The organism is Actinotalea soli (genome assembly GCF_017565425.1).
In the GTDB taxonomy this organism is placed as follows: Bacteria; Actinomycetota; Actinomycetes; order Actinomycetales; family Cellulomonadaceae; genus Actinotalea; species Actinotalea soli.
The window spans coordinates 27777-52617 of sequence record NZ_JAGEMK010000004.1 but is presented as its reverse complement, the minus strand read 5'-3'; the positions used below and the strand labels follow the sequence as shown (position 1 = coordinate 52617).

The following is a 24841-nucleotide window of genomic DNA, read 5'->3' as shown; positions in this document are numbered from 1 at the left end:
CGCCGGGCTCAGTCGCGCACGGCCTCGGCCGAGGGGAGCAGCTCGACCCCCGCGGTCTGCATCTCGGCCCGCGCCGCGGCTCCCAGCTCGGGGGTCACCGGCACGGTGAGGTCGGTCAGGACCCGGGTCACGTAGCCGTGGCGCACGGCGTCCAGGGCCGTCGCCCGGACGCAGTGGGACTCGGCGATGCCGACCACGTCGACGGCACGCACCCCGGCGTCGTCGAGGACGGCCCCGAGCTCGCGGCCGGCCGCGTCGCGCCCGTCGAAACCCGAGTAGCCCGCGTCGTACTGCCCCTTCTTGATGCTGACGTCGGCGAGGAGCCCGGCGAGGGCCGGGTGGAGCTGGGCCTCGGCCGTCTCGGCGAGGCCGTGCGGCGGCCAGCTGTCGACGAAGTCGGGCTCGTCGCTGAAGTGCGCGCCGGGGGCGATGTGCCAGTCCTGGGTGGTGACGACCAGGGCGTAGCCGTCGCGGTGGTCGGCGGCGAAGGTGGCGACCCGCTCGGCCACGGCGTCGCCGCCGTCGACCCCGAGCGCACCGCCCTCGCAGAAGGTCGGCTGGACGTCGACGACCAGCAGGGCGCGGGGCTGTGTGGTGTCGGTGCTCATGCCTCCACCCTAGGCACGGACACGGCTCGCGCACGCCTACGATGGCGGGCATGCCCGCCGACTGTCAGACGTTCTACGTCACCACCCCGATCTACTACGTCAACGACGCCCCCCACATCGGGCACGCGTACACGACGGTCGCTGCGGACGTCCTCGCGCGGTGGCACCGGCAGCGGCAGGAGCCCGTGCGGTTCCTCACGGGCACCGACGAGCACGGCCAGAAGGTGCTGCGCACGGCCGAGGCGCACGGCGTCGGGCCGCAGGAGTGGGTGGACCGGCTGGTCGACACCGCCTGGAAGCCCGTCCTCGAGACCCTCGACGTCTCCAACGACGACTTCATCCGGACCACGGAGCCGCGGCACAAGGAGCGGGTCCAGCGGTTCTGGTCCGCCCTGCACGAGCGCGGCGAGGTCTACCAGGGCTCCTACGAGGGGCCCTACTGCGTGGGGTGCGAGGAGTACAAGCTCCCCGGGGACCTCGTCCCCGGCACGGGCGAGCTCGAGGGCCAGCAGCTCTGCCCGATCCACGGCCGACCTGTCGAGATGCTGGCGGAGAACAACTACTTCTTCCGGATGAGCGCCTACGCGGAGCGCCTGCTCGAGCTCTACGAGGCCAACCCGACCTTCGTGCAGCCCGAGTCGGCGCGCAACGAGGTGATCGCCTTCGTCCGCCGCGGCCTGCAGGACCTGTCGATCTCGCGGTCGACCTTCGACTGGGGCATCCCCATCCCGTGGGACTCCGAGCACGTCCTCTACGTGTGGATCGACGCCCTGCTCAACTACGCGACCGCCGTGGGCTACGGGTCGGAGGACGCCGCGGACCAGGCCCTCTTCGAGACCGTGTGGCCCGCCGACGTGCACCTCGTGGGCAAGGACATCCTGCGGTTCCACGCCGCGATCTGGCCGGCCATGCTCATGGCCGCGGGCCTGCCCCTGCCGAAGCAGGTCTTCGCGCACGGCTGGCTGCTGGTGGGCGGCGAGAAGATGAGCAAGTCCAAGCTCACCGGGATCGCCCCCGCGCAGATCATCGACACCTTCGGCTCGGACGCCTTCCGCTACTACTTCCTGCGGGCGATCGCCTTCGGCCAGGACGGCTCCTTCTCCTGGGAGGACCTGCACGCCCGGTACACGGCCGAGCTCGCCAACGGGCTGGGCAACCTGGCCTCGCGGGTCGCAGCGATGGTCGGCAAGTACTACGGCGGCGTGCTGCCCGGGTCGGGCCCCGCCGGCCCGGGGGAGGAGCGCCTCGCCGAGGTGGCGGCGCAGGCCGTCGCCGACGCCGAGAGCGCGGTCGACCGGCTCGCCCTGCACGAGGCCCTCGCCGCGGTGTGGACCCTGGTCGACGCGACGAACGGCTACGTGACGGAGCAGGCCCCCTGGGCGGTCGCCAAGACCGAGGTCGACGCGGACGGCACCCACCCCCAGGGTGGTCGCCTCGCCACGACGCTCGTGACCGCCGCCGAGGCCCTGCGCACCCTGGCCGTGCTGCTCCACCCGGTGACCCCCCGGGCGGCCGCGGCGCTGTGGGACTCCCTGGGGGCCGAACCGACCCTCGGGGCGCTCGCGGACCAGCAGGTCGCCGAGGCGGCGACCTTCGGCCGGCTCGTCCCCGGCACCGTCGTGACCAAGGGGCCGTCCCTCTTCCCACGGATCGAGGAGCAGGCGGCCTCGTGAGCCCACGGGGACGAGAGCGGGACCGCTCCTGGCCCGCGCTGCCCGAGCCCCTGCCCGCACCGCTGGTCGACGACCACACCCACCTCGACCACGCGGCCCCCGGTGCGGGGGGCTTCGACGGTGGGGCTGAACCACCCGCGGTCCTCGAGCAGCTCGAGCGTGCGGCCGCCGTGGGGGTCACCCGCATGGTCCAGATCGGCTGCGACCTGCCGGCCGCACGCTGGACGGACTCGGCCGTCCGGCAGCACCGAGCCCTGCTCGGCGGGGTCGCGATCCACCCCAACGAGGCTCCGCTGCACGCCGGCGTCCTCGAGGTGGGCCCCGACGGCCTCGAGCCCGCGCGGGAGGCCCGCCACGACGTCTCCCTCGACGACGCGATCTCCGCGATCGCCGAGATCGCGCGGGGCAACGACCGCATCCGGGTGATCGGCGAGACCGGTCTGGACCACTTCCGGACCGGGGAGCGCGGGCGTGCGGTGCAGCGCGAGTCCTTCCGGGCGCACGTGGCCCTGGCCAAGGAGCTGGGCCTGGCGCTGCAGATCCACGACCGCGACGCCCACGCCGAGGTGATCGACCTGCTGCTGGCCGACGGCGCCCCTGAGCGCACCGTCTTCCACTGCTTCTCGGGGGACGCCGCGATGGCGCGGCTGTGCGTGGACCGTGGCTGGTACCTGTCCTTCGCGGGGCCGGTGACCTTCGCCAGCAGCCACGAGCTGCGGGCCGCGCTGCACGTCACGCCGCTGAGCCGGGTGCTCCTGGAGACGGACGCGCCCTACCTGACGCCGCACCCCTTCCGCGGCCGACCCAACGCGCCCTACCTCCTCGCAGGGACCGCCCGCCGGGTCGCCGAGGAGCTCGAGGTCGACCTCGCCGCGCTGTGCGACCAGGTGAGCGCGAACGCCGAGCACCTCTACGGGAGCTGGGCCGACGAGCCCTGACGGGGACCTCGGGACTACCCGCGACCGTGTCCGTTCCGTTACCGTCGGGGGGCGCGTGCGGCCGACCCGGGCGACCGTTGGGCAGCAGCGCACGCACCAGCACCTCCAGCAGCACCCGACCTGTGCCCCTGCCCCCGACGGACGGACGACGCCGTGCCCCTGAGGACCTCGTGATCCCGACCCCTGGCGAGCGTGCCCTGCCCGGGCGTCTGCGTCTGGTGGCGCAGGCGCTGGTGCTGGGACTCGTCGTGGCCGGGACGAGTGCCTTCGCGGTGCTGCACCAGACCGTGGTCCTCGAGGTGGACGGCGAGCGGACGACCGTCTCGACCTTCGGGCGGACCGTCGCTGACGTGCTCGCCGCCGAGGGGGTCGAGGTCGGCGACCGTGACCTCGTGGTCCCGGCGGTCGACGCGAGCCTGGTCGGCGCCGAGGAGGTCCTCGTCCGGCACGCCCGCGAGGTCGTCGTCGAGGTGGACGGCGAGGAGCGGACGGTGTGGTCGACCGCGCTCACCGTCGGGGAGGTGCTCGCCGAGCTCGGTCTGCGCGACGACGGCGTGCGCGCCTCGGCCTCGCGCTCGGCCCCGCTGGGCCGCGACGGCGTCCCGACCGATGCGGCGATGCTCCAGCTCTCGACCCCCAAGGCCGTGCACCTCGTCGTCGACGGCGAGACCAGCGAGCTGTCCACCGCGGCCCTCACCGTCGGCGAGGCCCTCCGCGAGGCCGGGACCGTGCTGGGCCCGTACGACCAGCTGTCGGTCCCCCTGGACACCCCGCTCGCCGACGGTCTCGCCGTCATGATCACCCGCGCCGTCCCGGTGACGCGGTCCGAGACGAGCACCGAGCCCTTCGAGACGCTCCGCACCGACGACCCCGGGCTCGACGAGGGCACCGAGGTCGTGAGCGTGCGGGGCAGCGAGGGCAGCAGGGTCGTCACCTACGTCGCGTACGAGGCCGGGGGCGTCGAGGTCGCCCGCACCGTGCTCGGCGAGATCGTCCTGGCCGAGGCGGTGGACCAGGTGGTCCGGGTCGGGACGCGCACCGCGCCGACCCCGACCGTCACGGGCGAGGGCGTGTGGGGGGCTCTCGCGCAGTGCGAGTCGGGGGGGAACCCCAGCATCGTCTCCTCGAACGGGCTGTACCACGGGCTCTACCAGTTCTCGGTGGGGACGTGGCAGTCCGTGGGTGGAGCCGGTCTGCCGTCCCAGGCCTCGCCTGCCGAGCAGACCGAGCGGGCCATGGCGCTCCAGGCCCGGTCGGGGTGGGGTCAGTGGCCGCACTGCTCGTCGGTCCTCGGCCTGCGCTGACCCAGACGGATCGGGACATAGCACACCGGCCCGCCGGGATCGCGTGACAGAAGGTCACGAATAGGTTACGGTCGCATGTCGCCACGGGGCTGCACCCACTGTTCTGCTAGTGCTCCCCCTCCCGGTAGTCCCGGGCGCACCGGAACTAGTCCCGGGCGCACCGGAACCCGGTGCACGGCGGCGGCCGCACCCCGATGAGCAGGGTCGGTCATGACGGCCGGATCAGGTTGGTCTCGAGCAGCGCCCCCGCGCACGCCCGGCCAGGCCTGTGCCCGGACAAGCCCGACGTCTGGAAGCCTGTGACCTTCAAGCCCTCCCTGCGCCGCACCACGGCGCACGAGTCCCCCAGCTCGACGAGCCCGACCCCGCGGCGAGGCCGCGCCCTGGGCATCGGGGCCCTGGCCGCGGTGCTCGTGCTCGGTGGCGGCTCCTTCGCCGTCGCCGCGGCGCACAAGACCGTGACCCTCGACGTCAACGGCGAGGCCGTCGAGGTGTCGACCTTCGCGGGAAGCATCGACGGCCTCCTCGAGAACGAGGCCGTCACCGTGGGCGACCGTGACCTCGTCGCCCCTGCGGTCGACTCGGCCCTCCGGGACGGCGACGAGATCGTCGTGCGTCACGCACGTCAGGTGATCGTGCTCGCCGACGGCGAGGAGGCCCGCGTGTGGACGACGGCCCTCACGGCCGACGACGCCCTCCAGGCCTTCGCGGGCCGGGGCGACGACGTGCGCCTCATGGCCTCACGCTCCTCGGGCGAGGGGCGCGCCGACCTCGCCGTGCTGCTCGCGGGCGAGGGGCCCGTCGACGTCGTCGCCGACGGGGAGACCCACGAGGTCGCTGACGGCTCGGTGGGCCTCGAGCAGGTGCTCGTGGACCTCGACATCACCGTCGGAGACCTGGACCGCGTCTCGGTCGAGCTCGACGAGGAGACCGGGCGCGTGATCGTCCGCGTCGAGCGGGTCGTCGCCGAGGAGGTCACCACGACCCACGCGATCGAGTTCGGCAGCACCACCGAGGAGACTGCCGACCTCTACACCGACGAGACCGAGGTCGCGGTCGAGGGCCAGGAGGGCGAGCGCACCACGGTGCACCGCGTCATCACGGTCGACGGCGAGGAGGAGTCGCGCCTCGAGCTCTCCGACATCGTCACGATCGCCCCCGTCGAGGAGGTCGTGCGCGTCGGGACCACCGAGCGCCCGGCCCCTGAGCCCGAGCCGGTCCCGGTCCCGGCCGCCACCCCCGGGGCCCCTGCCCCCGCAGCCGCACCCGCGCCCGCACCGGCGGCTCCGGTCGTCAACGGGGACGTCTGGGCGCAGCTCGCGCAGTGCGAGTCGGGCGGCAACCCGACGATCGTGTCCTCGAACGGGCTGTACCACGGCCTCTACCAGTTCAGCGTCTCGACCTGGCAGTCCGTGGGTGGCGCCGGTCTGCCCTCGGAGGCCTCGCCCGCCGAGCAGACCGAGCGGGCCCAGGCCCTGCAGGCCCGGTCGGGATGGGGCCAGTGGCCCGCCTGCTCGACCAAGCTCGGCCTGCGCTGACCGCGCGAGAGCCTCGGCACCGCGCTCTTCCGCGAGAGCTTCGGCACCGCGCTCTTCCGCGAGAGCTTCGGCACCGCGCTCTTCCGCGAGAGCCGTAGGCTCTCGGCATGACCCACGACGCCCTGCTCGGCCCCGCCCAGATCCGGGACCTGGCAGGGCGTCTTGGTGTCCGCCCCACCAAGACCTGGGGGCAGAACTTCGTGGTCGACCCCGGGACGGTGCGCCGCATCGTCCGCGTGGCGGGGGTCGGGGCAGGGGACGCGGTGGTCGAGGTCGGGCCCGGTCTCGGCTCGCTGACCCTGGGGCTGCTCGAGGTCGGGGCCAGCGTGGTCGCCGTCGAGATCGACCCGGTGCTGGCCCGGCAGCTGCCCAGCACCGTCGCCGAGCGCCACCCCGAGGCCGCCGAGCGGCTGACGGTCCTGGCGGCCGACGCGCTGACCATCACCGAGCTGCCCGAGCCCGCGCCGCGGGCACTGGTGGCGAACCTGCCCTACAACGTCGCGGTGCCGGTGCTGCTGACCTTCCTCGAGCGGTTCCCCTCCCTGGACCGCGTGCTGGTCATGGTGCAGGCCGAGGTCGCCGACCGCCTCGTGGCCCCTCCGGGGTCCCGCACCTACGGCATCCCCTCGGCCAAGGCCGCCTGGTACACCTCCGCCCGGCGCGCGGGCTCGATCGGCCGCTCGGTCTTCTGGCCGGTGCCGCGGGTCGACTCGGCCCTGGTCGCCCTCGAGCGCCGCGACCACCCGACGACCACGGCCCCCCGTGAGCACGTCTTCGCCGTCGTGGACGCCGCGTTCGCCCAGCGGCGCAAGACCCTCCGGGCGGCCCTCGCCGGGCTCGCGGGCTCGCCGGCTGCTGCCGAGCAGGCCCTGCGGGCGGCCGGGGTCGATCCCGGGGACCGGGGGGAACGTCTGGGCATCGAGGCCTTCGCCCGCGTCGCCGAGCACCTGCCCACCCGTGCAAGAGTGGACCGGTGACCACCTCGACCACGGCCCGCGAGGTGCGCGTCCGCGCACCCGGCAAGATCAACCTCGCCCTCGCCGTCGGGCGCCGTCAGGACGACGGCTACCACCCCCTCGCGACCGTCTTCCAGGCCGTCTCGGCCTACGAGGAGGTCACGGCGCGTGAGGCCGAGACGACCTCCCTGAGCGTCTCCGGCGAGCAGGCCGACCTCGTCCCCACCGACGCGAGCAACCTCGCCCTGCGCGCCGCGCACCTCCTCGCCGAGGCGACCGGCGTCGACCCTGGTGTGCACCTGCACCTGGACAAGGGGGTTCCCGTCGCGGGCGGCATGGCCGGGGGGTCGGCCGACGCCGCAGCCGCCCTGCTCGCCTGCGACGCGCTGTGGGGCACGGGCCTGTCGCGCGAGCAGCTGCACGAGCTGGCCGCCGAGCTCGGCTCGGACGTGCCCTTCGCGCTGCTGGGCCAGACCGCCGTCGGGCGCGGCCGGGGAGACCTGCTGACCCCGGCCCTCAGCCGCGGCGAGTACCACTGGGCCCTGGGTCTGCGCACCTCGGGCCTGTCCACCCCGCAGGTCTTCGGCGCCTTCGACGAGCTCATCGGCGGCAGCGAGGAGGACCCCGAGCCGGACCGGGCGCTGCTGCAGGCCCTGAGCGCGGGCGACCCCGTGGCCCTGGGGCAGGCCCTCACGAACGACCTGCAGGCTGCGGCCCTCGAGCTCGCCCCCCAGCTCGCCGAGACCCTCGCCGTCGCCGAGGACGCCGGGGCCCTGGGGGTCGTGGTGAGCGGATCGGGCCCGACCGTCGCGGCCCTGGCCCGCTCGGGCCAGCACTCCCTCGCGATCGCGGCGGCCATGACCGCCTCGGGCGTGGCCGACGGTGTCCGGACCGTGTCCGGGCCCGTGACGGGCGCACGACTGGTCACCCGGACCGCGGCGCGCGAGCCCCTGAGCCAGGACGAGCGCTGATGGCGCACCTGCTGGGCGCCGACACCATCTCGCTCACGGTCGGGACCCGCACCCTCCTCGACGGGGTGAGCCTCGGCGTGGACGACGGGCAGCGGATCGGCGTCGTCGGGCCCAACGGAGCGGGCAAGTCGACGGTGCTGCGCCTGCTCGCCCGTCGGCAGGACCCCGACGCCGGGCGGGTCACCCACGCCGGCAGCCTGCGGGTCGGGCTCCTGGACCAGCGTGACGAGCTCCCGGCCGGGAGCACGGTGCGCGACGTGGTCCACGGGCAGGACGCCGAGCACACGTGGGCCGGGGACGCCGGGATCCGCCAGGTGCACGCCGGGCTCCTGTCCGACCTCGACCTCGAGGCTGACGTCGAGACCCTCTCGGGTGGCCAGCGCCGCCGGGTGGCCCTCGCGGCCCTGCTCGTCGGCGACCACGACGTCCTGATGCTCGACGAGCCCACCAACCACCTCGACGTCGAGGGGGTGGCCTGGCTCGCCGAGCACCTCAGCGCGCGCTTCGGGGCCGACGGCGGGGGCGGTTCGCGGGCCGACGCCCGGGGGGCCCTCGTGGTCGTGACCCACGACCGCTGGTTCCTCGACGCCGTCTGCACGCGGCTGTGGGAGGTCACCGGCAGCCAGTCCGGCGACGCCGTCGGCGGGACCGTGCACGCCTACGAGGGTGGCTACGCGGCCTACGTCCTGGCCCGGGCCGAGCGCGAGCGGTCCGGAGCGGTCTCGGCCGCCAAGCGGGACAACCTGCTGCGCAAGGAGCTCGCCTGGCTGCGGCGCGGGGCACCGGCCCGCACGAGCAAGCCCAAGTTCCGGCTCGACGCGGCCGCCAGCCTCATCGCCGACGAGCCCGCTCCGCGCGACCCCCTCGAGCTGACCCGGCTGGCCACGGCCCGCCAGGGCAAGGACGTGCTCGACGTCGAGGAGGTCTCGGTCGCCTTCCCCGCTGCCGAGGGCGGACGCACCGTCCTGCTCGAGGAGGTCACCTGGCGGCTGGGCCCGGGGGACCGGTACGGCCTGGTCGGCGTCAACGGTGCGGGCAAGACGACCCTGCTGCGGCTCCTGGCCGGGACGGCGACCCCCGACGCGGGTCGGGTGCGGCGCGGCAAGACCGCCGTCGTCGCGACCCTCTCGCAGGACGTCTCCGAGCTCGACGAGCTCGCGCACCTCCGGGTCGTCGAGGTGGTCGAGGGCGAGCGGCGCACCGTGGCGGTGGGGGGCAAGGAGCTCACGGCCGCCCAGCTGGTCGAACGTCTGGGCTTCACCCGCGAGCGGTCGCAGACCCTGGTGCGGGATCTCTCGGGCGGCGAGCGACGGCGGCTGCAGCTGCTGCGCCTGCTCGTGGGGGAGCCCAACGTGCTGCTCCTGGACGAGCCCACCAACGACCTCGACACCGACACCCTCGCGGCCCTCGAGGACCTGCTCGACGGCTGGCCGGGCACCCTCGTCGTCGTCTCGCACGACAGGTACCTGCTCGAGCGGGTCTGCGACCGCCAGGTGGCCCTGCTGGGCGACGGCATGCTGCGGGACCTGCCGGGCGGGGTCGAGCAGTACCTCGAGCTGCGCCGCGGGGCCCCCGGCAGAGGAGCCTCGAACGCGGCCCTGGGGACCGCCGGGTCGGCCGAGAGCAGCGACCTGGCCGAGGACGCCGCGGCCAGGTCGCTGCCCGGGGCCGAGGCCGTCCCGGACGCGGCGGCGGTGCGGGCCGCCCGCAAGGAGATCACCCGGATCGACCGGCAGCTCGGCAAGATCGCCGAGCGTGAGGCGAAGCTGCACGCGCGGATGGCCGAGGCAGCGACCGACCACGCAGCCGTGACCGCCCTCGACGCCGAGCTGCGTGAGCTGACGGCCCTCAAGGACGAGCTCGAGGAGCAGTGGATGACCGCGGCGGAGATCGCCGGCTGAGGTCGAGGGCTGATCGGCGCCGGGCGCCCGGAGCCGCGCCGCGGGGGACGGCCCTCAGCCGTCGAAGGGGGCCACGAGCACCCGGAGGAGGTCTACCAGGGTGTCCCGGTCGGCCTCGGGCAGGCCGGCGAGCAGGGTGTGCTCGACGCGCAGCAGGTCCTCGAGAGCCGAGTCCACGCGGGTCCGGCCGGTGGGGGTCAGGCGCACCAGGACGCCGCGCCGGTCGCTCGGGGCGGGCAGGCGCTCGACCAGCCCGCGGGCCGCGAGCCGGTCGATCCGGTTGGTCATGGTGCCGCTCGTGACCAGCGTCTGGGTCACGAGGGTGCCGGGGGAGAGCTGGTAGGGCTCGCCCGCGCGGCGCAGGGCCGAGAGGACGTCGAACTCCCACAGCTCGAGCTCGTGCCGCGCGAAGGCACCGCGCCTGGCGAGGTCCAGGTGTCGTGCGAGGCGGCTGACCCGGGACAGCACCGCGAGGGGGGTGACGTCGAGGTCGGGGCGCTCGCGGCGCCAGGACTCGACGATGCGGTCGACCTCGTCGGTCATGCGTCGTCCTGGTCGCCGCGCAGGGTCGGTCGGCGCTGGAGCCCCGAGAGCCCGAACCAGGCCAGGTTGACCAGGTGGGCCGCGACCTCGGACTTGTCGGGGTTCCGGGCGTCGAGCCAGTACTGGCCGGTCAGCGCGACCATGCCGACGAGCATCTGCGCGTAGATCGGGGCCGTGCGCGGGTCGAGGCCGCGCCGCGTGAACTGGTCGGCGAGCAGGTGCTCGACCTGCATCGCGACGTCACCGATGAGGCTCGAGAAGGTGCCGGTGGTCTGGGCCACGGGCGAGTCCCGGACCAGGATCCGGAAGCCGTCGGTCGAGGACTCGATGTAGTCCAGCAGCGCGAGGGCGGTGCGCTCGACGAGCACCTGGGGGTGGCCGCCGGCCTCCAGGGCCCCGGTCAGGGCCCCCGTCAGGGCCTGGATCTCGCGGTCGACGACCACCGCGTAGACCCCCTCCTTGCCGCCGAAGTGCTCGTACACCACGGGCTTGGAGACCTGCGCGCGGGCGGCGATCTCCTCGACGCTGGTGCCCTCGAAGCCCTTCTCGGCGAAGAGCTGGCGGCTGACGTCGAGCAGCTGCTCCCGCCGCTGGGTGCCGGTCATCCGGGCCCGCGCGGGGCGTTTGCTCGAGGAGGCCACCGACCCATCATGCCGTGAACCCCTGGCAGACTGGGGGACCGTCCGCGGCCGCCGGCCACGGTCCGCCCTGGTGTAATGGCAGCACGCCGGCCTTTGGAGCCGTGCAGTCCAGGTTCGAGTCCTGGGGGCGGAGCTTGCGACGGTAGAGTGACCGGGCGCCCGGACCCCCGGCGCAGCCGCTCGCCCGGCATGACCAGCTGCACCTCCGACGGGAGCCCCGCGTGACCACCCCCCGCCCCGCCGCCGTCGTCGTCCTTGCCGCAGGTGAGGGCACCCGGATGCGCTCGGCCACCCCCAAGGTCCTGCACACCCTCGGCGGACGTTCGATGCTCGGCCACGCGATGACCGCGGCCCGCTCGCTCGACCCCCGTCGCGTCGCCGTGGTCGTGCGCCACGAGCGCGACCGGGTCGCCGCCCACGCCCTCGAGCTCGACCCCCGCGCCCTCATCGCCGACCAGGACGCCGTGCCGGGCACGGGCCGGGCGGTCCAGTGCGCCCTGGGTGTGCTGGACGCGGCCGCCCAGGCCGACCTGGCCCAGGACCACGCCGCGAGCGACCAGGACGGCCCGGTCCAGGGGCAGGTCGAGGGCCCCGTGGTGGTCCTCGCAGGCGACATCCCGCTGCTCGACGGCGGCACCCTCGCCGAGCTCCTGGCGGCCCACGTCGCCGACGGCAACGCGGTCACGGTCCTGACCACCCAGGTCCCCGATCCCACGGGCTACGGCCGCATCCTGCGCGACGGCTCGACCGGCGAGGTCACCGGGATCGTCGAGCACAAGGACGCGACCGCCGAGCAGCGGGAGATCGCCGAGATCAACTCCTCGGTCTACGTCTTCGACGCCGCGGTGCTCCGCGGGGCCCTCGGCCGGCTGGGGCGAGACAACGCCCAGGGCGAGGTGTACCTGACGGACGTGCTCGCGATCGCCCGGTCCGACGGCGGGGCGGTGCGCGCCGTGCAGGTCGACGACCCGGTGCTGGTCGAGGGCGTCAACGACCGCGCACAGATGGCTGTCCTGCGCGCCGAGCAGAACCGGCGCGTCCTGGCGGACTGGATGGCGGCAGGCGTGACCGTCGTGGACCCTGCGACGACCTGGGTCGACGTCGACGTCGAGCTCGCCCAGGACGTGACCCTGCTGCCCGGCACCCAGCTGCACGGCACGACCCGCGTGGCCGCCGGGGCGACCATCGGGCCCGACACCACGCTGACCGACGTCGAGGTCGGTGCGGGGGCCGAGGTGATCCGCAGCCACGGCACGGGGGCGCGTGTCGGAGCCGGGGCGAGCGTCGGGCCCTACTCGTTCCTGCGGCCCGGGACCGACCTCGGCACCGAGGGCAAGATCGGTGCCTTCGTCGAGACCAAGAACGCCACGATCGGCGCCCACTCGAAGGTGCCCCACCTGTCCTACGTCGGGGACGCCGCGATCGGTGAGCACAGCAACATCGGTGCCGCGACGATCTTCGTCAACTACGACGGCGTGAACAAGCACCGCACCACCGTCGGGTCGCACGTGCGGATCGGCTCGGACAACGCGCTGGTCGCCCCGCTCACCATCGGGGACGGCGCCTACACGGGCGCGGGCTCGGTCATCCGGCACGACGTCGCCCCGGGGTCCCTGGGCCTGAACACCGCACCGCAGCGCAGCGTCGACCGCTGGGTGCTGCGCCGCCGGGCCGGCACCCCGTCCGCCGAGGCCGCGGCCTCGGCCCTGGGCGAGGGGGACGGCGACGAGGGACTCTCCTCCCAGGCGCGAGCCGAGCGGGAGCAGCATGGGGCAGGGGGCGCCCCCGATGCAGGCCACACCACCGAAGGGCACTGACGCGATGACCGGGATCACCTCCGCCGACGGCGCCAAGCGTCTCGTCCTCGTCTCGGGCCGAGCACACCCCGAGCTCGCCGAGGACGTCGCCCGAGGGCTCGACGTCGAGCTCGTGCCGACCACGGCCTACGACTTCGCCAACGGCGAGATCTACGTCCGGTACGGCGAGAGCGTGCGCGGGGCCGACGCCTTCGTGCTCCAGAGCCACACGGCGCCGATCAACGAGTGGATCATGGAGCAGCTCATCATGGTCGACGCCCTCAAGCGGGCCTCGGCCAAGACGATCACCGTGGTCCAGCCGTTCTACGGCTACTCGCGCCAGGACAAGAAGCACCGGGGCCGCGAGCCGATCTCGGCCCGGCTCATGGCCGACCTGTTCAAGACGGCCGGGGCCGACCGCCTCATGAGCGTGGACCTGCACGCGGCTCAGACCCAGGGGTTCTTCGACGGCCCCGTGGACCACCTCTGGGCGATGCCCCTGCTCGTGGACTACGTGCGGACCAGGGTCGACCAGAGCAACGTGGCCGTCGTCTCGCCCGACGCCGGGCGGATCCGGGTCGCCGAGCAGTGGGCCGAGAAGCTCGGCGGCTGCCCCCTGGCCTTCATCCACAAGACCCGTGACGTCACCAAGCCCAACCGTGCCGTCGCGAACCGCGTGGTGGGCGACGTCGAGGGGCGCACCGCGATCCTCACCGACGACCTCATCGACACCGGTGGCACCATCTCGGAGGCTGTTCGGGTCGTCCTCGCGGCCGGGGCCAAGGACGTCATCGTGGCGGCGACCCACGGCGTGCTGTCCCACCCGGCGGCCCGACGGCTGTCCGAGTCCGGGGCGCGCGAGGTCATCGTGACCGACACCCTGCCGATCTCCGAGGACCGGCAGTTCGACAAGCTCACGGTGCTGTCCATCGCGCCGCTCCTCGCCCGCGCGATCCGCGAGGTCTTCGACGACGGATCGGTGACCTCCCTCTTCGACGGCGCCGCCTGAGGCCTCGCCCGCCGCGGCGCGGCCCCTCCTGACCAGGCGGGTCGTCCCCGCCGCCGGGAACGGGTAGACTCCCCTGGTTGCCTCGGCGAGGGACGTCGGACGGCCGGTGCGGGGACTTCCCGCGACACCCGGTACGGCTCCGTGATCGACGCGGCGGTCGTGCGCGCGCGTCCGTCCTGTGTCCCGCGCCGAGGCCGCCGCCCCGCTGGTACCTGCTCGTGCAGCCGGCCAGCCACCGACGTCCAGTACCCACCGACTCCAGGAGTTCCCCGTGTCCGAGGTCAAGCTGCTCGCCACCGCCCGCACCGAGTTCGGCAAGGGCGCCGCCCGCCGTATCCGTCGCGCCGACCAGGTCCCCGCCGTCCTGTACGGCCACGGCGAGAAGCCCGTGCACATCACGCTGCCCGGCCACTCCACGATGCTCGCCCTCAAGCACTCGAACGCGCTCTACTCCGTCGAGCTCGACGGCAAGAAGACCCTCGCGATCGCCAAGGACGTCCAGCGCGACCCCATCAAGGGCTTCATCGAGCACATCGACCTGCTCGAGGTCCGCAAGGGCGAGAAGGTCACCGTCGAGGTGAACGTGCACGTCGTGGGCGAGTCGGCCCCCGGCACGATCCACGTCGTCGAGACCCAGGCCGTCCAGCTCGAGGCCGAGGCCACGAACCTCCCCGAGTGGGTCGAGGTGTCGATCGAGGGCCTCGAGGACGGCGCCTCGGTGCGCGGTGGCGACCTCGTGCTCCCCGAGGGTGCCTCCTACCAGGGCGACCCCGAGGACCTCATCATCGCGATCTCGACCCCGCGCGCCTCGGCCGAGGACGAGGCCCTCGAGGTGGCCATCGCCGAGGAGGCCTCGGCCCAGTCCGCCGCCTCCGCCGCAGCAGACGAGTCCTGAGCCACCGCCCCGTCGGGGGCGTGGTCTGATCCTCCGTGCGTGACGACGCCCGGTCCCGAGGGGGCCGGGCGTCGCGCGCACCCGGACGAAGGCGGTGACGTCGACCGTGAGCGAACCCTGGCTGGTCGTGGGCCTCGGCAACCCGGGCCCGGGGTACGCCGGCAACCGTCACAACGTGGGCCACATGGTCCTCGACGAGATGCTCGGCCGCTGCGGGGCGAGCCTCGTCTCGCACCGCAGCCGTGCCCAGGTCGCCGACGTGCGCCTGGGGGTCCTGCCCGGCGGCGCGCCGGGCCCCCGCGTGGTGATCGCGCGGCCCACCACGTACATGAACACCTCGGGAGGCCCCGTGGGGGCCCTCGCGCAGTACCTCCAGGTCCCGCCGGAGCGTGTGCTGGTGGTCCACGACGAGCTCGACATCCCGTACCTGCAGGTCCGCCTCAAGTCCGGCGGCGGGGAGGGAGGTCACAACGGCCTGCGGAGCATCTCCTCGGCCCTGGGGACCCGCGACTACCTCCGGGTCCGGGTCGGGGTGGGGCGGCCGCCGGGGCGGATGGACGCCGCGGACTACGTCCTCAAGGACTTCTCGGCTGCTGAGCGCAAGGAGCTGCCGTGGCTCCTCGACGCCGCCGCCGACGCGGTCGAGATGGTGGTCCGCGACGGGCTGACCGCGGCCCAGCAGCGCTTCCACGCGCCCGCCTGAGGAGCCACTCCGGCAACCGGGTGAAATCGGACACTTAACGCCTTCGGGACGTATCGGTCGGTATACCCTCAAGTCCGACGACGGACTTGGGGGTGGACCTGTGACGGTAACTGCGCATCGCGACATCGATCGCTCGGCGCGGGGTGAGCGACGGGGTCGGACTTCGGGGCCTCGACGGTCCTGGGCCTCGCAGCAGCCCTTCGACCCCCCGCAGCGCAGCCTCCAGGACCTCGAGGAGCATCGCCGGATCGGCTGGGAGCGGGCCGCGATGCGGTACATGCTCCTCGCGGTGGTGGCCGACATCGTCCTCGGCAGCCTCGTCAGCGTCACCGTGCTGACGACGATCGTCGGCCTCGACCAGGTCACCGTCGCCGCCGGGGTCGTCACGGGGCTGGGGTTCGCCCTCGCGGTCGCCGTGATGCGCGGCTACGACCTGAGCGCCCTGGGCGACGGCCCCGCCGAGTTCCAGTCGGTCGTGCAGGGTGGGCTGCTCCTCGCCGCGGCCCTCATGGCTGCGGCCTACACCACCCAGGTCGCGGTGCCCCGTCGGTTGGTCTTCGTCGCCGTCCCGGTCGTGGTGGTCGTCTCCTGCCTCTCCCGTTACGCGCAGCGCAGGGTGCTGCACCACCGGCGCCGTCGCGGGGTGGGGACGATCCGCACCCTCGTGGTCGGTGATCCGACCCAGGTCGCGCGGCTGACCGAGGAGCTCTCGGGCTCGGCGTACCACGGCTACCAGGTGGTCGGTGCGTGCACCCCCTCCCTCGACGTGACGCTGTCCCCCGAGGAGCAGCACGTCGAGGTGCTCGGGGCGATCGCCGACGTGCCCCAGGTGGTCGTCGACCACGTCGTCGACGCGGTGGTCGTGGCGGGGTCCGTGCTCCGGGGCGACGCGCTGCGGCGGCTGTCCTGGGCCCTGGGCAAGGCGCGCGCCGAGCTGCTCGTCGCGCCCGACCTCGTCGAGGTCCTGGGACCGCGTCTGTCCCTCAAGCCGACCACCACGCTCTCGCTGCTCAAGGTCGAGGTCGGCGCCTCGCGACGCCGGATGCTCGCCAAGGCGACCCTGGACCGGGTCCTGGGCACCGCCCTCGCCCTCGTGGCCCTGCCGCTGATCGGTGCGGCTGCCGTCGCGGTGCGCGTGACCTCGCCGGGCGAGGCCTTCTTCCGGCAGACCAGGGTCGGCATCGACGGTCGCGAGTTCACGATGTACAAGCTGCGCAGCATGTACGTCGACGCCGACCGGCGCCGGGACGAGCTCCTGGCCAGCAGCGACCGCGACGGCCCCATGTTCAAGATGCACGCGGACCCTCGGATCACGCCGGTCGGCCGGTTCCTGCGCAAGTACTCCCTCGACGAGCTGCCGCAGCTGTTCAACATCGTCAAGGGGGACATGTCCCTCGTCGGGCCGCGCCCGCCGCTCGTCTCCGAGGTCGAGCAGTACCACGACGCCGTGCACCGCCGGCTGCACGTGCGGCCGGGCCTGACCGGCCTGTGGCAGGTCAGCGGCCGGGCCGACCTGGACTGGGAGGAGTCGGTGCGCCTCGACCTGCGCTACGTGGACAACTGGTCGGTGATGATGGACCTGATGATCCTGTGGAAGACAGGACGCGCAGTGATCGGTGGCGCAGGTGCCTACTGATGGCCGCGGTCCGGTCGACCGCACCTCGATGACCCTCACCGCCCTGGCGGAGCACGAGGACAAGGCCGCAGCCCTGCTCCCCGCGGAGGTCTACGACTACTTCGCCGCCGGGGCCGGGGCCGAGACCACCCTCCACGAGTCCCGGACGGCCTGGGAGCACTACCGTGTCCGCCCTCGGGTGCTGCGCGACGTCGGCCGGGTCGACCTGCCCACCTCGCTCCTCGGCGCCGAGGTCTCCTCGCCCGTGGTGCTGGCCCCCACGGCCTTCCAGGGCCTGGCCCACGCCGAGGGGGAGCGGGCCACGGCCCGTGCCGCGGCCGCGACCGGGAGCCTGCTCGCGCTGTCGACGCGCTCCTCGACCCCGCTCGAGGAGGTCGCCGCGGCGGGGTCCGCGCCGTGGTGGTTCCAGGTCTACGCGATGCGGGACCGCGACCTGACCCTCCGCCTGGTCGAGCGCGCCGTCAGCGCCGGCGCCCGGGCCCTCGTGCTCACCGGGGACACCCCCTACGTGGGCATCAAGCGGCGCGTGACCGGCACCAGGATCGCGATCCCGGACGACCACTTCCTGGTGAACCTGCAGCAGCACCTCGACCCCGGGCGGGCCGACGCCCGCCGCGCCGCCGAGCAGGACCCGACGATCACTCTCGAAGCCATCTCGTGGCTTGCTGAGGCCAGCGGCCTGCCCGTGCTCGTCAAGGGTGTGCTCCGCGGGGACGAGGCTGTCGCCTGCCTCGATGCGGGTGCTGCGGGGGTCGTGGTCTCCAACCACGGTGGTCGTCAGCTCGACCGGGCCGTGCCCAGCGCGATCGCCCTGCCCGAGGTCGTCGACGCCGTCGCCGGTCGGGCGCCCGTCCTGGTCGACGGCGGCATCCGCTCCGGCCTCGACTGCCTCGTCGCCCTCGCCCTCGGTGCCTCGGCCGTGATGGTCGGCCGTCCTGTGGTCTGGGGCCTCGCCGCAGGGGGCGAGGCCGGTGTGGTCGAGGCCCTCGAGGCCCTGCGTGCCGACCTGACCCACGTCATGGCCCTCACGGGGGCTGCATCCCTTGCCGACCTCGACCGGTCCCTCGTGACCGCGACCTCGATCTGGAGCCCCCTGTGACCCGACCCCCCGCGCGCGTGCTCGTCGTCGTGCAGAACCTCTCCGTCCCCCTCGACCGCAGGGTGTGGCTCGAGTGCCAGGCCCTCGTCGCGGCGGGTCACCAGGTCTCGGTGATCTGCCCGCGCGAGGTCGGCCAGCCTGCGCACCGCACGCTGGACGGCGTCCGGATCCACACCTACCCGCCTGCCAAGGCTCGGTCGGGGATCCTCGGCTACTTCATCGAGTTCGTCTACGCGTGGCTGCGTACCGCGGTCCTGTCGGTCCACGTGCGACGGAACGAGGGCTTCGACGTCCTGCAGGCCTGCAACCCGCCGGACACGTACTGGCTGCTCGCTCGGCTGCACAAGCTCGTCGGCCGGAAGGCGTTCGTCTACGACCAGCACGACCTGTGCCCCGAGGTCTTCGAGGCCAGGTTCGGTCGCCGCGGGCTGCTCCACCGCGGGCTCCTGCTGCTCGAGCGCGCGACCTACGCCACGGCCGACCACGTGATCTCGACCAACGAGTCCTACCGTGAGATCGCGAGCACCCGCGGCAAGGTCCCCCTCGAGCGCTCGACGATCGTGATGAGCGCCCCCGACCCGGACCGGATGCGCAGCGAGGAGCCCGACCCGGCCCTGCGCCACGGCCGTGAGCACCTCGTGTGCTACCTCGGCATCATGGGGCCGCAGGACGGCGTCGACCGGCTCCTCGGTGCGATCGACCACTACGTGAACGTCCTCGGGCGTACCGACACCCACTTCGGTCTGATGGGGTTCGGCGACTGCCTCGAGGACCTGCGCGCCCAGAGCACCCGCCTGGGGCTCGACGAGTACGTGACCTTCACCGGCAAGGTGGGCCCGGCCGAGATCAGCCGCTGGCTGTCGAGCGCCGACCTGGGCGTCACCCCCGACCCGGTCAACGACTTCAACGACAAGTCCACGATGAACAAGACCATGGAGTACATGGCCTACGAGCTGCCCGTGGTGGGCTTCGACCTCACCGAGAACCGCCGCTCGGCCGGCGCAGCCGGGCTCGTGGTCCACGAGGACGACGACGGCGCCCTGGCCCGTGGCATCGCGACCCTGCTCGACGACCCCGAGCGCCGCCACGAGATGGGCGCCCTGGGGCGCAAGCGCATCGAGGAGCACCTGCGGTGGAGCACCCAGGCCGAGGCCTACGTGGGGGTCTTCCGCGCACTCTCGTGAGTGCGGCGGGGGCCGTTAGAGGGTCGCGGCAGCTCCTGTGCCCCAGGTGTTCCCCTCGAAGGTGACCGAGGACAGGTCCGAGGCCGGGAACACCAGACCCCACCGACCGTTCGGGCCGAAGGTGTTCCTGGTGAGCGTGACGTGCCGGCCGGCGAGGTAGAGCACGTAGCCACCACCGTCGATCCAGTTGTCCTCGATGGTCACCGCGGTGTTCCCGCCGTTGGCCTCCTGGAGGAAGATCGCGGCGTTGTACTGCGGCTTGTGCGGGCCGAGCTCGAAGGAGTTCCCGCGCAGGGTCAGGCGATCGGCACCGCGCACCTGGATGCCGTCGTAGTGGCTGGTCGCGGTCACCGCGGGGGAGTGGATGCGCGAGTCCTGGATGAGCACGTCGGCCACCCGCCCGGTGTCCGAGGTGACGTGCACCCCGTCCTTGCCGCTGCGCCCACGCACGTCGAGACGGCGCGCCGTCACCCGCGTCGAGCCGGAGATGCTGAAGGCCCCGACCGTCGAGTGCTCGAGGGTCACGCGCTGCGATCCGCGCACGATGAGCTCCCCGTCGACGACGACGTCACGCAGGACGAGGTCGTTCCCCGTCACGACGAGGTCCCCGGTGAACCGCACACCCTCGACGGTCTGGGCCGTGGCCGAGAGCGACGTCTTGCTCGAGGTGGTGAGGGTGGTGCCGGAGCGGACGCCGGTCAGGGTGTTGTCAGGGAGCCGGGAGACGGTCGTCCAGGTCTGGCCGCCCCCGGATCCTCCCGCGGCGGGCGGGGCAGCCGGCGGGACCGCCGGCGGGACCACCGGTTCGGGTGCGGCGGGGGGCGCGACCGTCACCGTGAAGGGCGCGGTCGTCGCCGACCGGTAGTGGTTGCGGACCCGGTAGGTCGTCGTCGCGGTCGGCGTCACGGTGCGCGTCCCGGCACCGTGCTGAGCCACGAAGGAGCCGGCGTCGACCCAGGCGCTGCCGCTCTTGCGCTGCAGGACGAGGGTCGCTCGCGCCGGGGCGATCCCTGCCGTGGTGTAGCTGGCCGTGACGGTGGCGGACTGCCCCGCGGTGACGTTCGTCGTGCTCACCGTGGCCGAGACGGCGGGCTTGCGCACCGTCACCGTGAAGGTGCGGCTGTGGGCGCTGCTGTCGTGGTTCCGCAGGCGGAAGGTCCCGCTGGTCGACGGGGTGAGGCCGCGCGTACCGATGCCCTTGCGGATGGCGACGGGACCGCGCACGTCCACCCACCGCCCGTCGGTGCGTCGCTGCAGGGTCAGGTTCGCGGACGCGACGGGGGAGCCGTGCTTGCGGTAGGTCGTGCGGATCGAGGTGGAGGCCCCCTGGGTGATCGTGGTCGGACCGGTCACGGTCAGCGCGATCGTCAGTCGAGGGGTGGCCGCCTCGGCGGCCGGAGCCGCGCTCGCGAGGCCGGTCGAGACCAGGGCGGTCAGGAGCAGGGGGAGGAGGAGAAGCCGCACGGACCCACGCCGGGCGCGCGGCGGTCGTGGGCTGCTGGTCCTGGGGGCACGAGGCAGGGGCACGATGACGGGTCCTCAGCGGAGGGACGGGCCGACAGCTGTCGGTCGTCGGAGTCATCGGCAGGGTCGGGAGGGTCCTGAGGGGTTGCCTCGTGCTGGTGGCGGGAACGACGAAGGACGGGGCGGGACGCTCTCGCGTCCCGCCCCGTCCTGACCCTCGACGACGGGTGATGGCTTCCGTCGCTGAGGTGCGAGCTCAGCCCAGGGAGGCCTTCGAGCCGGACTCGGCCCACACGTTGCCGCGGAAGGCGACCGAGGAGGTGTCCGACTTCGGGTAGACCAGGCCCCAACGGCCGTTCGGGCCGAAGGTGTTGTTCGTGATCGCGACGTTCTTGCCAGCGAGGTAGAGGGTGAACCCACCGCCGTCGACGTAGTTGTCGTCGATCGTCACGTTCGTGTTCCCGCCGTTGGCCTCCTGGAGGAAGATCGCGGCATTGAGCTGCGGCTTGTGCGGGCCGAGCTCGAAGGAGTTCCCGCGCAGGGTGAGGCCGTCCACGCCGCGCACCTGGATGCCGTCGTAGTGGCTGTTGGCGGTCACGGCCGGCGAGTGGATGCGGGAGTCCTCGATGACCAGGTCGGTGACCCGCCCGGTGTCCGAGGTGACGTGGATGCCGTCCTTGCCCGAGGCGCCGGAGATCTCGACGCGGGAGATGGTGACACCGGCGGCCCCCGAGACGCTGAGCGCTCCGACCTTGGAGTCGGTCACCGTCGCGCCCGATCCCCGGAGGATGATCTCGCCGTCGACCTGGACGTTCTTCAGCGTGACGTCCTTGCCGGTCACGACCATGTCACCGGTGATCCGCGCGTTCTGGAGCACCTCGCCGTCCTTGAGGCCGCTCGCGGGCACGGTGCGCAGCGCGCCCGGGTCGGTCAGCCCGGCATCGACCCCGGGCCCGGTGGTCGGCGAGCCGCCGCCGGGGGTGGTCGGGGCGGGCGTGGTCGGCTCCGGGGCGCTGGGCTCCGGGTCACGGGTCCCGCCGCGGGACGGGGAGTCGTCCTCGCGGGGCTCGGGGTCTGCCTCGCTGACCGGCTCGACGGCGGGCTGCTCGACCGTGGGGTCGACGGGCGCGGGCTCCTCGACCAGCTCGGGCTCGTCGGTCGGGCTGGGGGCAGGGCTCGGGGAGGTGGGGGCCGTCGTGGGGTCGGGCTCGAGGGCCTCGACCGCACCGCCGTCCACCTGCTCCCACGGGTCGTTCTCGGGGTCGGCGGCGGAGCATCCTGCGGCGCTCAGGGCCACGACGGCCGAGACCGCCGCAGCACGCACGAGGTGTGTGTGGGCACGGGGCATGAAGGGGCGTCCTTGGGGGGTAGGGGGCGCGACGTCTTCGGCGCATCGTTATCGGTTCGTGACCACCGTACCGCCCGAACGGGTGAACTTCGCAAGGTGCTGCCGACGATTGGCCCTGCTCTGTGCCGCCGTGACCCTTTTCGTCGGGCTGAGGTCTCGCAGTGCGGACATGTTGATCGTGACGACGGGCCTGATCTGTGATAAAGATCTTCGCCGTGCCCGGTCCGGGGCGCGGGCCGCCCTACCTCTCGCCGCGCCGGATCAGCGTCAAGGAGTCCGCCACCGCCGGCGGGTGCACCCAGGCGGCGAGCCCCCCGTAGACGACGGCCCCGGTCAGGACCCCCACGGCGAGCTGCACCCAGGGAGCCGCCCCGGCTCCGGCCGTCGCCGCGACCACCCCGCTCGTCGCGGCGGCCATCGCGGCGGTCATGGCGACGTAGGGCAGCAGGCTGCGCAGCAGCGTGCTGAGGCGCATGTCGATCAGCCGGAGCACGATCCACAGCCCCACCGGCGTCTGGATCAGGGTCACGGCCAGGTAGGCGACCGCGAGCCCGACCAAGCCCCAGCGGAGGCCCACGACGAAGCCGACGAGGGTGAACGCACCGCTCGCGAGTCCCCACCGGAACATCCAGTCCGCCCGACCCTTGGCCGAGTACAGGGTGTTCACGGCGCTGAGCAGGGCTGCCAGTGCGCCGGCGGGGGCCATGAACCACAGGAGGGGGATCAGGTCGGTCCACTCCTCGCCGAGCACGACCTCGACCAGGGGTCGGGCCACGGTGGCCGCGCCGACCATGAGGGGCAAGGTCAGGAAGGCGATCGCGCCGAGGGCCCGCGTGTACCCGCGACGCAGCGCGGCGTTGTCGTCCTGGATGCGGGAGAAGGCGGGGAAGAGCACCGTCATGAGGACGTGCGCGACCGACTCCATCGGGTAGTTGATCGTCCGCTGCGCGAGGGAGTAGACGCCGAGCGCCGGTGCCCCCAGCGACCGGCTCACCAGGATCTTGTCAGCGTTCATCAGGGCGAAGGTCGTCGCGTTGAAGGCTGCGGTGTTCAGGCTGAAGCCGGCGATCGAACGGAGCGGCGCGGCGCGGAGCACGGCCGACGGCTTCCACCCGGAGCGGATCCACGCGATGACCGACCCGGCCAGGACGCCGGCGATGTTGCCCCACACCATGGCCCAGACCCCCGCGCCGAGCAGGGCGAGCGTGATGCTCACGGCCCCGTTCACCAGGGCTCCGGCCATCTCGACCGCCGCGACCCCGCTGAAGCGCATCGAGCGCCGCAGGACGGCGTGGTGGGTCTGGGTGAGCCCACTCAGCACCATGATGACCGACAGGGCGCGCACCACCGAGGTCGCGTCAGGGGTGCCGAAGGCCGTCGCGATGAGCGGGGCGCCGAAGAACATGGCCGCTGCGCACACGACCCCCGCGAGGACGTTGAAGTAGAAGACGCTGCTGAGCAGGGCCTGGTCGACCTCGGGGCGCTGGATGACGGCTGCCCCCGTCCCGAGGTCCTTGAAGACCTCGAGGGCGAGGATCGTCGTCATCGCCACGGCGACGAGGCCGAAGGCCTCGGGGGTCAGCAGGCGGGCGAGGAGGATCGAGACCACGAACCGGGAGACCTGGGTCACCAGGCGTCCCATCACCATCCAGCGTGTCCCCGAGGCGAGACCCTGGGCGCTGACCGGGCTCTCGGTCTCCTGGGTCACGGCGTGCGCTCCGTCGGCGCCGTCACGGGCGGGGAGTCCGGGGAGGACCACGACGTGTAGTAGCTCTCCGGGTTGACCGTGTACCGCACGGTCACCGTGGGCACGTGCACCACGCGGCGGCGGCGGCTGAAGCGCCAGAGGAACTCCCAGTCCTCCTTGGGCAGCGTGGCCCGTCGACGTGGGAGGGTGCTGAACCGCACGCCCCGTCCCAGCCGGACGACGATGCTGTTGGCGTCGATGAAGGAGTCGTCCGACAGGCGACGCCGGTCGAAGGGGGTCGAGAGGACGTCGAGCTCGGTGCCGTCGGGGTGGACCCGCTCGACTGCCGTGTAGACGCCCTCGGCCCCTGCCTCGATCGCCGCGAGGGCGGTCGACAGGTGGTGGGGGTGCCAGGTGTTGTCGTCGTCGAGGAAGGCGGCGACCGGGGACCGGGCCAGCCCCAGCCCGACGTTGCGGACGAGCCCGAGCACGCCCGTGTTCGAGCTCAGCGAGACCGCGACCAGGCGGTCGTCCTCGGGCAGCGGCGGGAGGCCGGCACCGTCGTCGACCACGATCACGGTGTGGTCGGCGACGTCCTGGGCGAGGGCGCTGCGGACCGCGGCGACGACGAGCTCGGGCCGCCGGTAGGTGGGGACCACGGTGGTGACGCTGGCCGGCGGGACGGTGACGGTCGCACGCAGGCGCCGCAGCTCGGCTCGCTCGCGCAGCCGCCAGCGCAGGGCCGCGGGCCAGCCGAGGGCCTTGTTGCGCGCCTCGAACAGGGCCCAGATGCCGACGGTCGTACGGAGCGCGTCGGCCACGCGTTGGACTGCTCGGCCTCGTGCCATGGGTGCGCCCCTCGTCGGTCATCAGCCCGCCGGACGGCGGGGCTCGGGCCCGCTCCGGTGCGAGTGGTTTCGATGGTACATATCGGACAAGCAATGACG

Annotated in this window: 21 protein-coding genes and 1 tRNA gene; 15 read left to right on the top strand and 7 right to left on the bottom strand. The window is 73.4% G+C overall.

The features are described 5' to 3' along the window. Positions 1-8: 8 nt before the first annotated feature. Positions 9-608 (bottom strand): isochorismatase family protein, encoded by a 600-nt coding sequence (locus tag J4G33_RS09365; protein WP_208055702.1) that lies wholly within the window; start codon positions 606-608, stop codon positions 9-11. Positions 609-658: 50 nt separating this feature from the next. Between J4G33_RS09365 and metG the strand changes: the two genes are divergently transcribed. The 7 genes from metG to J4G33_RS09330 all read left to right on the top strand — a co-directional run bounded on the left by metG (position 659) and on the right by J4G33_RS09330 (position 9889). Then, the gene (gene metG, locus J4G33_RS09360) at positions 659-2281 is read left to right on the top strand and encodes a methionine--tRNA ligase (RefSeq protein ID WP_208055701.1); all 1623 of its coding nucleotides are present in this window, start codon (positions 659-661) and stop codon (positions 2279-2281) included. Further along, on the top strand, positions 2278-3219 hold the full coding sequence (locus J4G33_RS09355; protein WP_208055700.1) for a TatD family hydrolase: 942 nt from the start codon (positions 2278-2280) through the stop codon (positions 3217-3219). Before metG ends, J4G33_RS09355 begins: the two co-directional genes overlap by 4 nt. A gap of 170 nt (positions 3220-3389) precedes the next feature. Beyond that, positions 3390-4523: a resuscitation-promoting factor gene (locus J4G33_RS17475; RefSeq protein WP_208055699.1), complete on the top strand. Its 1134-nt coding sequence runs from the start codon at positions 3390-3392 to the stop codon at positions 4521-4523. A gap of 194 nt (positions 4524-4717) precedes the next feature. Then, positions 4718-6061 (top strand): resuscitation-promoting factor, encoded by a 1344-nt coding sequence (locus tag J4G33_RS09345; protein ID WP_208055698.1) that lies wholly within the window; start codon positions 4718-4720, stop codon positions 6059-6061. A gap of 107 nt (positions 6062-6168) precedes the next feature. Next, complete coding sequence (rsmA, locus tag J4G33_RS09340; RefSeq protein ID WP_208055697.1) at positions 6169-7038, top strand: 16S rRNA (adenine(1518)-N(6)/adenine(1519)-N(6))-dimethyltransferase RsmA; 870 nt, start codon at positions 6169-6171, stop codon at positions 7036-7038. Next, positions 7035-7988: a 4-(cytidine 5'-diphospho)-2-C-methyl-D-erythritol kinase gene (locus tag J4G33_RS09335; RefSeq protein WP_208055696.1), complete on the top strand. Its 954-nt coding sequence runs from the start codon at positions 7035-7037 to the stop codon at positions 7986-7988. Before rsmA ends, J4G33_RS09335 begins: the two co-directional genes overlap by 4 nt. Further along, entirely contained in the window at positions 7988-9889 is a 1902-nt protein-coding gene (locus J4G33_RS09330) for an ABC-F family ATP-binding cassette domain-containing protein (protein ID WP_208055695.1), read from the top strand. The genes J4G33_RS09335 and J4G33_RS09330 overlap by 1 nt, the downstream gene beginning before the upstream one ends. A 54-nt stretch (positions 9890-9943) precedes the next feature. On the opposite strand, the gene J4G33_RS09325 is transcribed toward J4G33_RS09330, so the two are convergent. Further along, a complete protein-coding gene (locus tag J4G33_RS09325) occupies positions 9944-10432 on the bottom strand; it encodes a MarR family winged helix-turn-helix transcriptional regulator (protein WP_208055694.1) in 489 nt (162 codons plus the stop codon). After that, complete coding sequence (locus J4G33_RS09320) at positions 10429-11037, bottom strand: TetR/AcrR family transcriptional regulator (RefSeq protein ID WP_208055906.1); 609 nt, start codon at positions 11035-11037, stop codon at positions 10429-10431. Before J4G33_RS09320 ends, J4G33_RS09325 begins: the two co-directional genes overlap by 4 nt. Positions 11038-11134: 97 nt before the next feature. Here J4G33_RS09320 and J4G33_RS09315 point away from each other — a divergent pair. The 8 genes from J4G33_RS09315 to J4G33_RS09280 all read left to right on the top strand — a co-directional run bounded on the left by J4G33_RS09315 (position 11135) and on the right by J4G33_RS09280 (position 19395). Beyond that, a tRNA-Gln gene (locus J4G33_RS09315) sits at positions 11135-11206 on the top strand. An 88-nt stretch (positions 11207-11294) separates the two neighbouring features. Continuing rightward, positions 11295-12890: a bifunctional UDP-N-acetylglucosamine diphosphorylase/glucosamine-1-phosphate N-acetyltransferase GlmU gene (gene glmU / locus J4G33_RS09310; protein ID WP_208055693.1), complete on the top strand. Its 1596-nt coding sequence runs from the start codon at positions 11295-11297 to the stop codon at positions 12888-12890. A 4-nt stretch (positions 12891-12894) separates the two neighbouring features. Next, positions 12895-13878: a ribose-phosphate diphosphokinase gene (locus J4G33_RS09305; protein WP_208055692.1), complete on the top strand. Its 984-nt coding sequence runs from the start codon at positions 12895-12897 to the stop codon at positions 13876-13878. A 271-nt stretch (positions 13879-14149) separates the two neighbouring features. Further along, the gene (locus J4G33_RS09300; RefSeq protein ID WP_208055691.1) at positions 14150-14773 is read left to right on the top strand and encodes a 50S ribosomal protein L25/general stress protein Ctc; all 624 of its coding nucleotides are present in this window, start codon (positions 14150-14152) and stop codon (positions 14771-14773) included. A gap of 106 nt (positions 14774-14879) precedes the next feature. Continuing rightward, positions 14880-15476 carry an aminoacyl-tRNA hydrolase gene (gene pth, locus J4G33_RS09295; RefSeq protein WP_208055690.1) on the top strand — a complete coding sequence of 199 codons (597 nt, stop codon included), beginning with the start codon at positions 14880-14882 and terminating at the stop codon, positions 15474-15476. A 268-nt stretch (positions 15477-15744) separates the two neighbouring features. Beyond that, positions 15745-17112: a sugar transferase gene (locus tag J4G33_RS09290; protein ID WP_243758899.1), complete on the top strand. Its 1368-nt coding sequence runs from the start codon at positions 15745-15747 to the stop codon at positions 17110-17112. Continuing rightward, the gene (locus J4G33_RS09285) at positions 17102-18211 is read left to right on the top strand and encodes an alpha-hydroxy acid oxidase (protein ID WP_208055688.1); all 1110 of its coding nucleotides are present in this window, start codon (positions 17102-17104) and stop codon (positions 18209-18211) included. The genes J4G33_RS09290 and J4G33_RS09285 overlap by 11 nt, the downstream gene beginning before the upstream one ends. After that, a complete protein-coding gene (locus J4G33_RS09280; RefSeq protein ID WP_307793835.1) occupies positions 18208-19395 on the top strand; it encodes a glycosyltransferase family 4 protein in 1188 nt (395 codons plus the stop codon). Before J4G33_RS09285 ends, J4G33_RS09280 begins: the two co-directional genes overlap by 4 nt. A gap of 15 nt (positions 19396-19410) precedes the next feature. On the opposite strand, the gene J4G33_RS17785 is transcribed toward J4G33_RS09280, so the two are convergent. The 4 genes from J4G33_RS17785 to J4G33_RS09260 all read right to left on the bottom strand — a co-directional run bounded on the left by J4G33_RS17785 (position 19411) and on the right by J4G33_RS09260 (position 24742). Further along, entirely contained in the window at positions 19411-20859 is a 1449-nt protein-coding gene (locus J4G33_RS17785) for a right-handed parallel beta-helix repeat-containing protein (RefSeq protein WP_208055687.1), read from the bottom strand. Positions 20860-21115: 256 nt separating this feature from the next. After that, positions 21116-22207: a right-handed parallel beta-helix repeat-containing protein gene (locus tag J4G33_RS09270; RefSeq protein WP_208055686.1), complete on the bottom strand. Its 1092-nt coding sequence runs from the start codon at positions 22205-22207 to the stop codon at positions 21116-21118. A gap of 241 nt (positions 22208-22448) precedes the next feature. Next, positions 22449-23915: a lipopolysaccharide biosynthesis protein gene (locus J4G33_RS17780; RefSeq protein ID WP_208055685.1), complete on the bottom strand. Its 1467-nt coding sequence runs from the start codon at positions 23913-23915 to the stop codon at positions 22449-22451. Beyond that, complete coding sequence (locus tag J4G33_RS09260) at positions 23912-24742, bottom strand: glycosyltransferase family 2 protein (RefSeq protein ID WP_208055684.1); 831 nt, start codon at positions 24740-24742, stop codon at positions 23912-23914. Before J4G33_RS09260 ends, J4G33_RS17780 begins: the two co-directional genes overlap by 4 nt. Positions 24743-24841: the final 99 nt, after the last annotated feature.

Coding starts and splice junctions, on each gene's coding strand:
- J4G33_RS09305 (WP_208055692.1), top strand. CDS start 12,895: ATGACCGGGATCACCTCCGCCGACGGCGCCAAGCGTCTCGTCCTCGTC.
- J4G33_RS09290 (WP_243758899.1), top strand. CDS start 15,745: ATGCGGTACATGCTCCTCGCGGTGGTGGCCGACATCGTCCTCGGCAGC.
- J4G33_RS09320 (WP_208055906.1), bottom strand. CDS start 11,037: ATGACCGGCACCCAGCGGCGGGAGCAGCTGCTCGACGTCAGCCGCCAG.
- J4G33_RS09325 (WP_208055694.1), bottom strand. CDS start 10,432: ATGACCGACGAGGTCGACCGCATCGTCGAGTCCTGGCGCCGCGAGCGC.
- J4G33_RS09260 (WP_208055684.1), bottom strand. CDS start 24,742: ATGGCACGAGGCCGAGCAGTCCAACGCGTGGCCGACGCGCTCCGTACG.
- J4G33_RS09330 (WP_208055695.1), top strand. CDS start 7,988: ATGGCGCACCTGCTGGGCGCCGACACCATCTCGCTCACGGTCGGGACC.
- J4G33_RS09270 (WP_208055686.1), bottom strand. CDS start 22,207: ATGCCCCGTGCCCACACACACCTCGTGCGTGCTGCGGCGGTCTCGGCC.
- rsmA (WP_208055697.1), top strand. CDS start 6,169: ATGACCCACGACGCCCTGCTCGGCCCCGCCCAGATCCGGGACCTGGCA.
- metG (WP_208055701.1), top strand. CDS start 659: ATGCCCGCCGACTGTCAGACGTTCTACGTCACCACCCCGATCTACTAC.
- J4G33_RS09345 (WP_208055698.1), top strand. CDS start 4,718: ATGAGCAGGGTCGGTCATGACGGCCGGATCAGGTTGGTCTCGAGCAGC.
- J4G33_RS09365 (WP_208055702.1), bottom strand. CDS start 608: ATGAGCACCGACACCACACAGCCCCGCGCCCTGCTGGTCGTCGACGTC.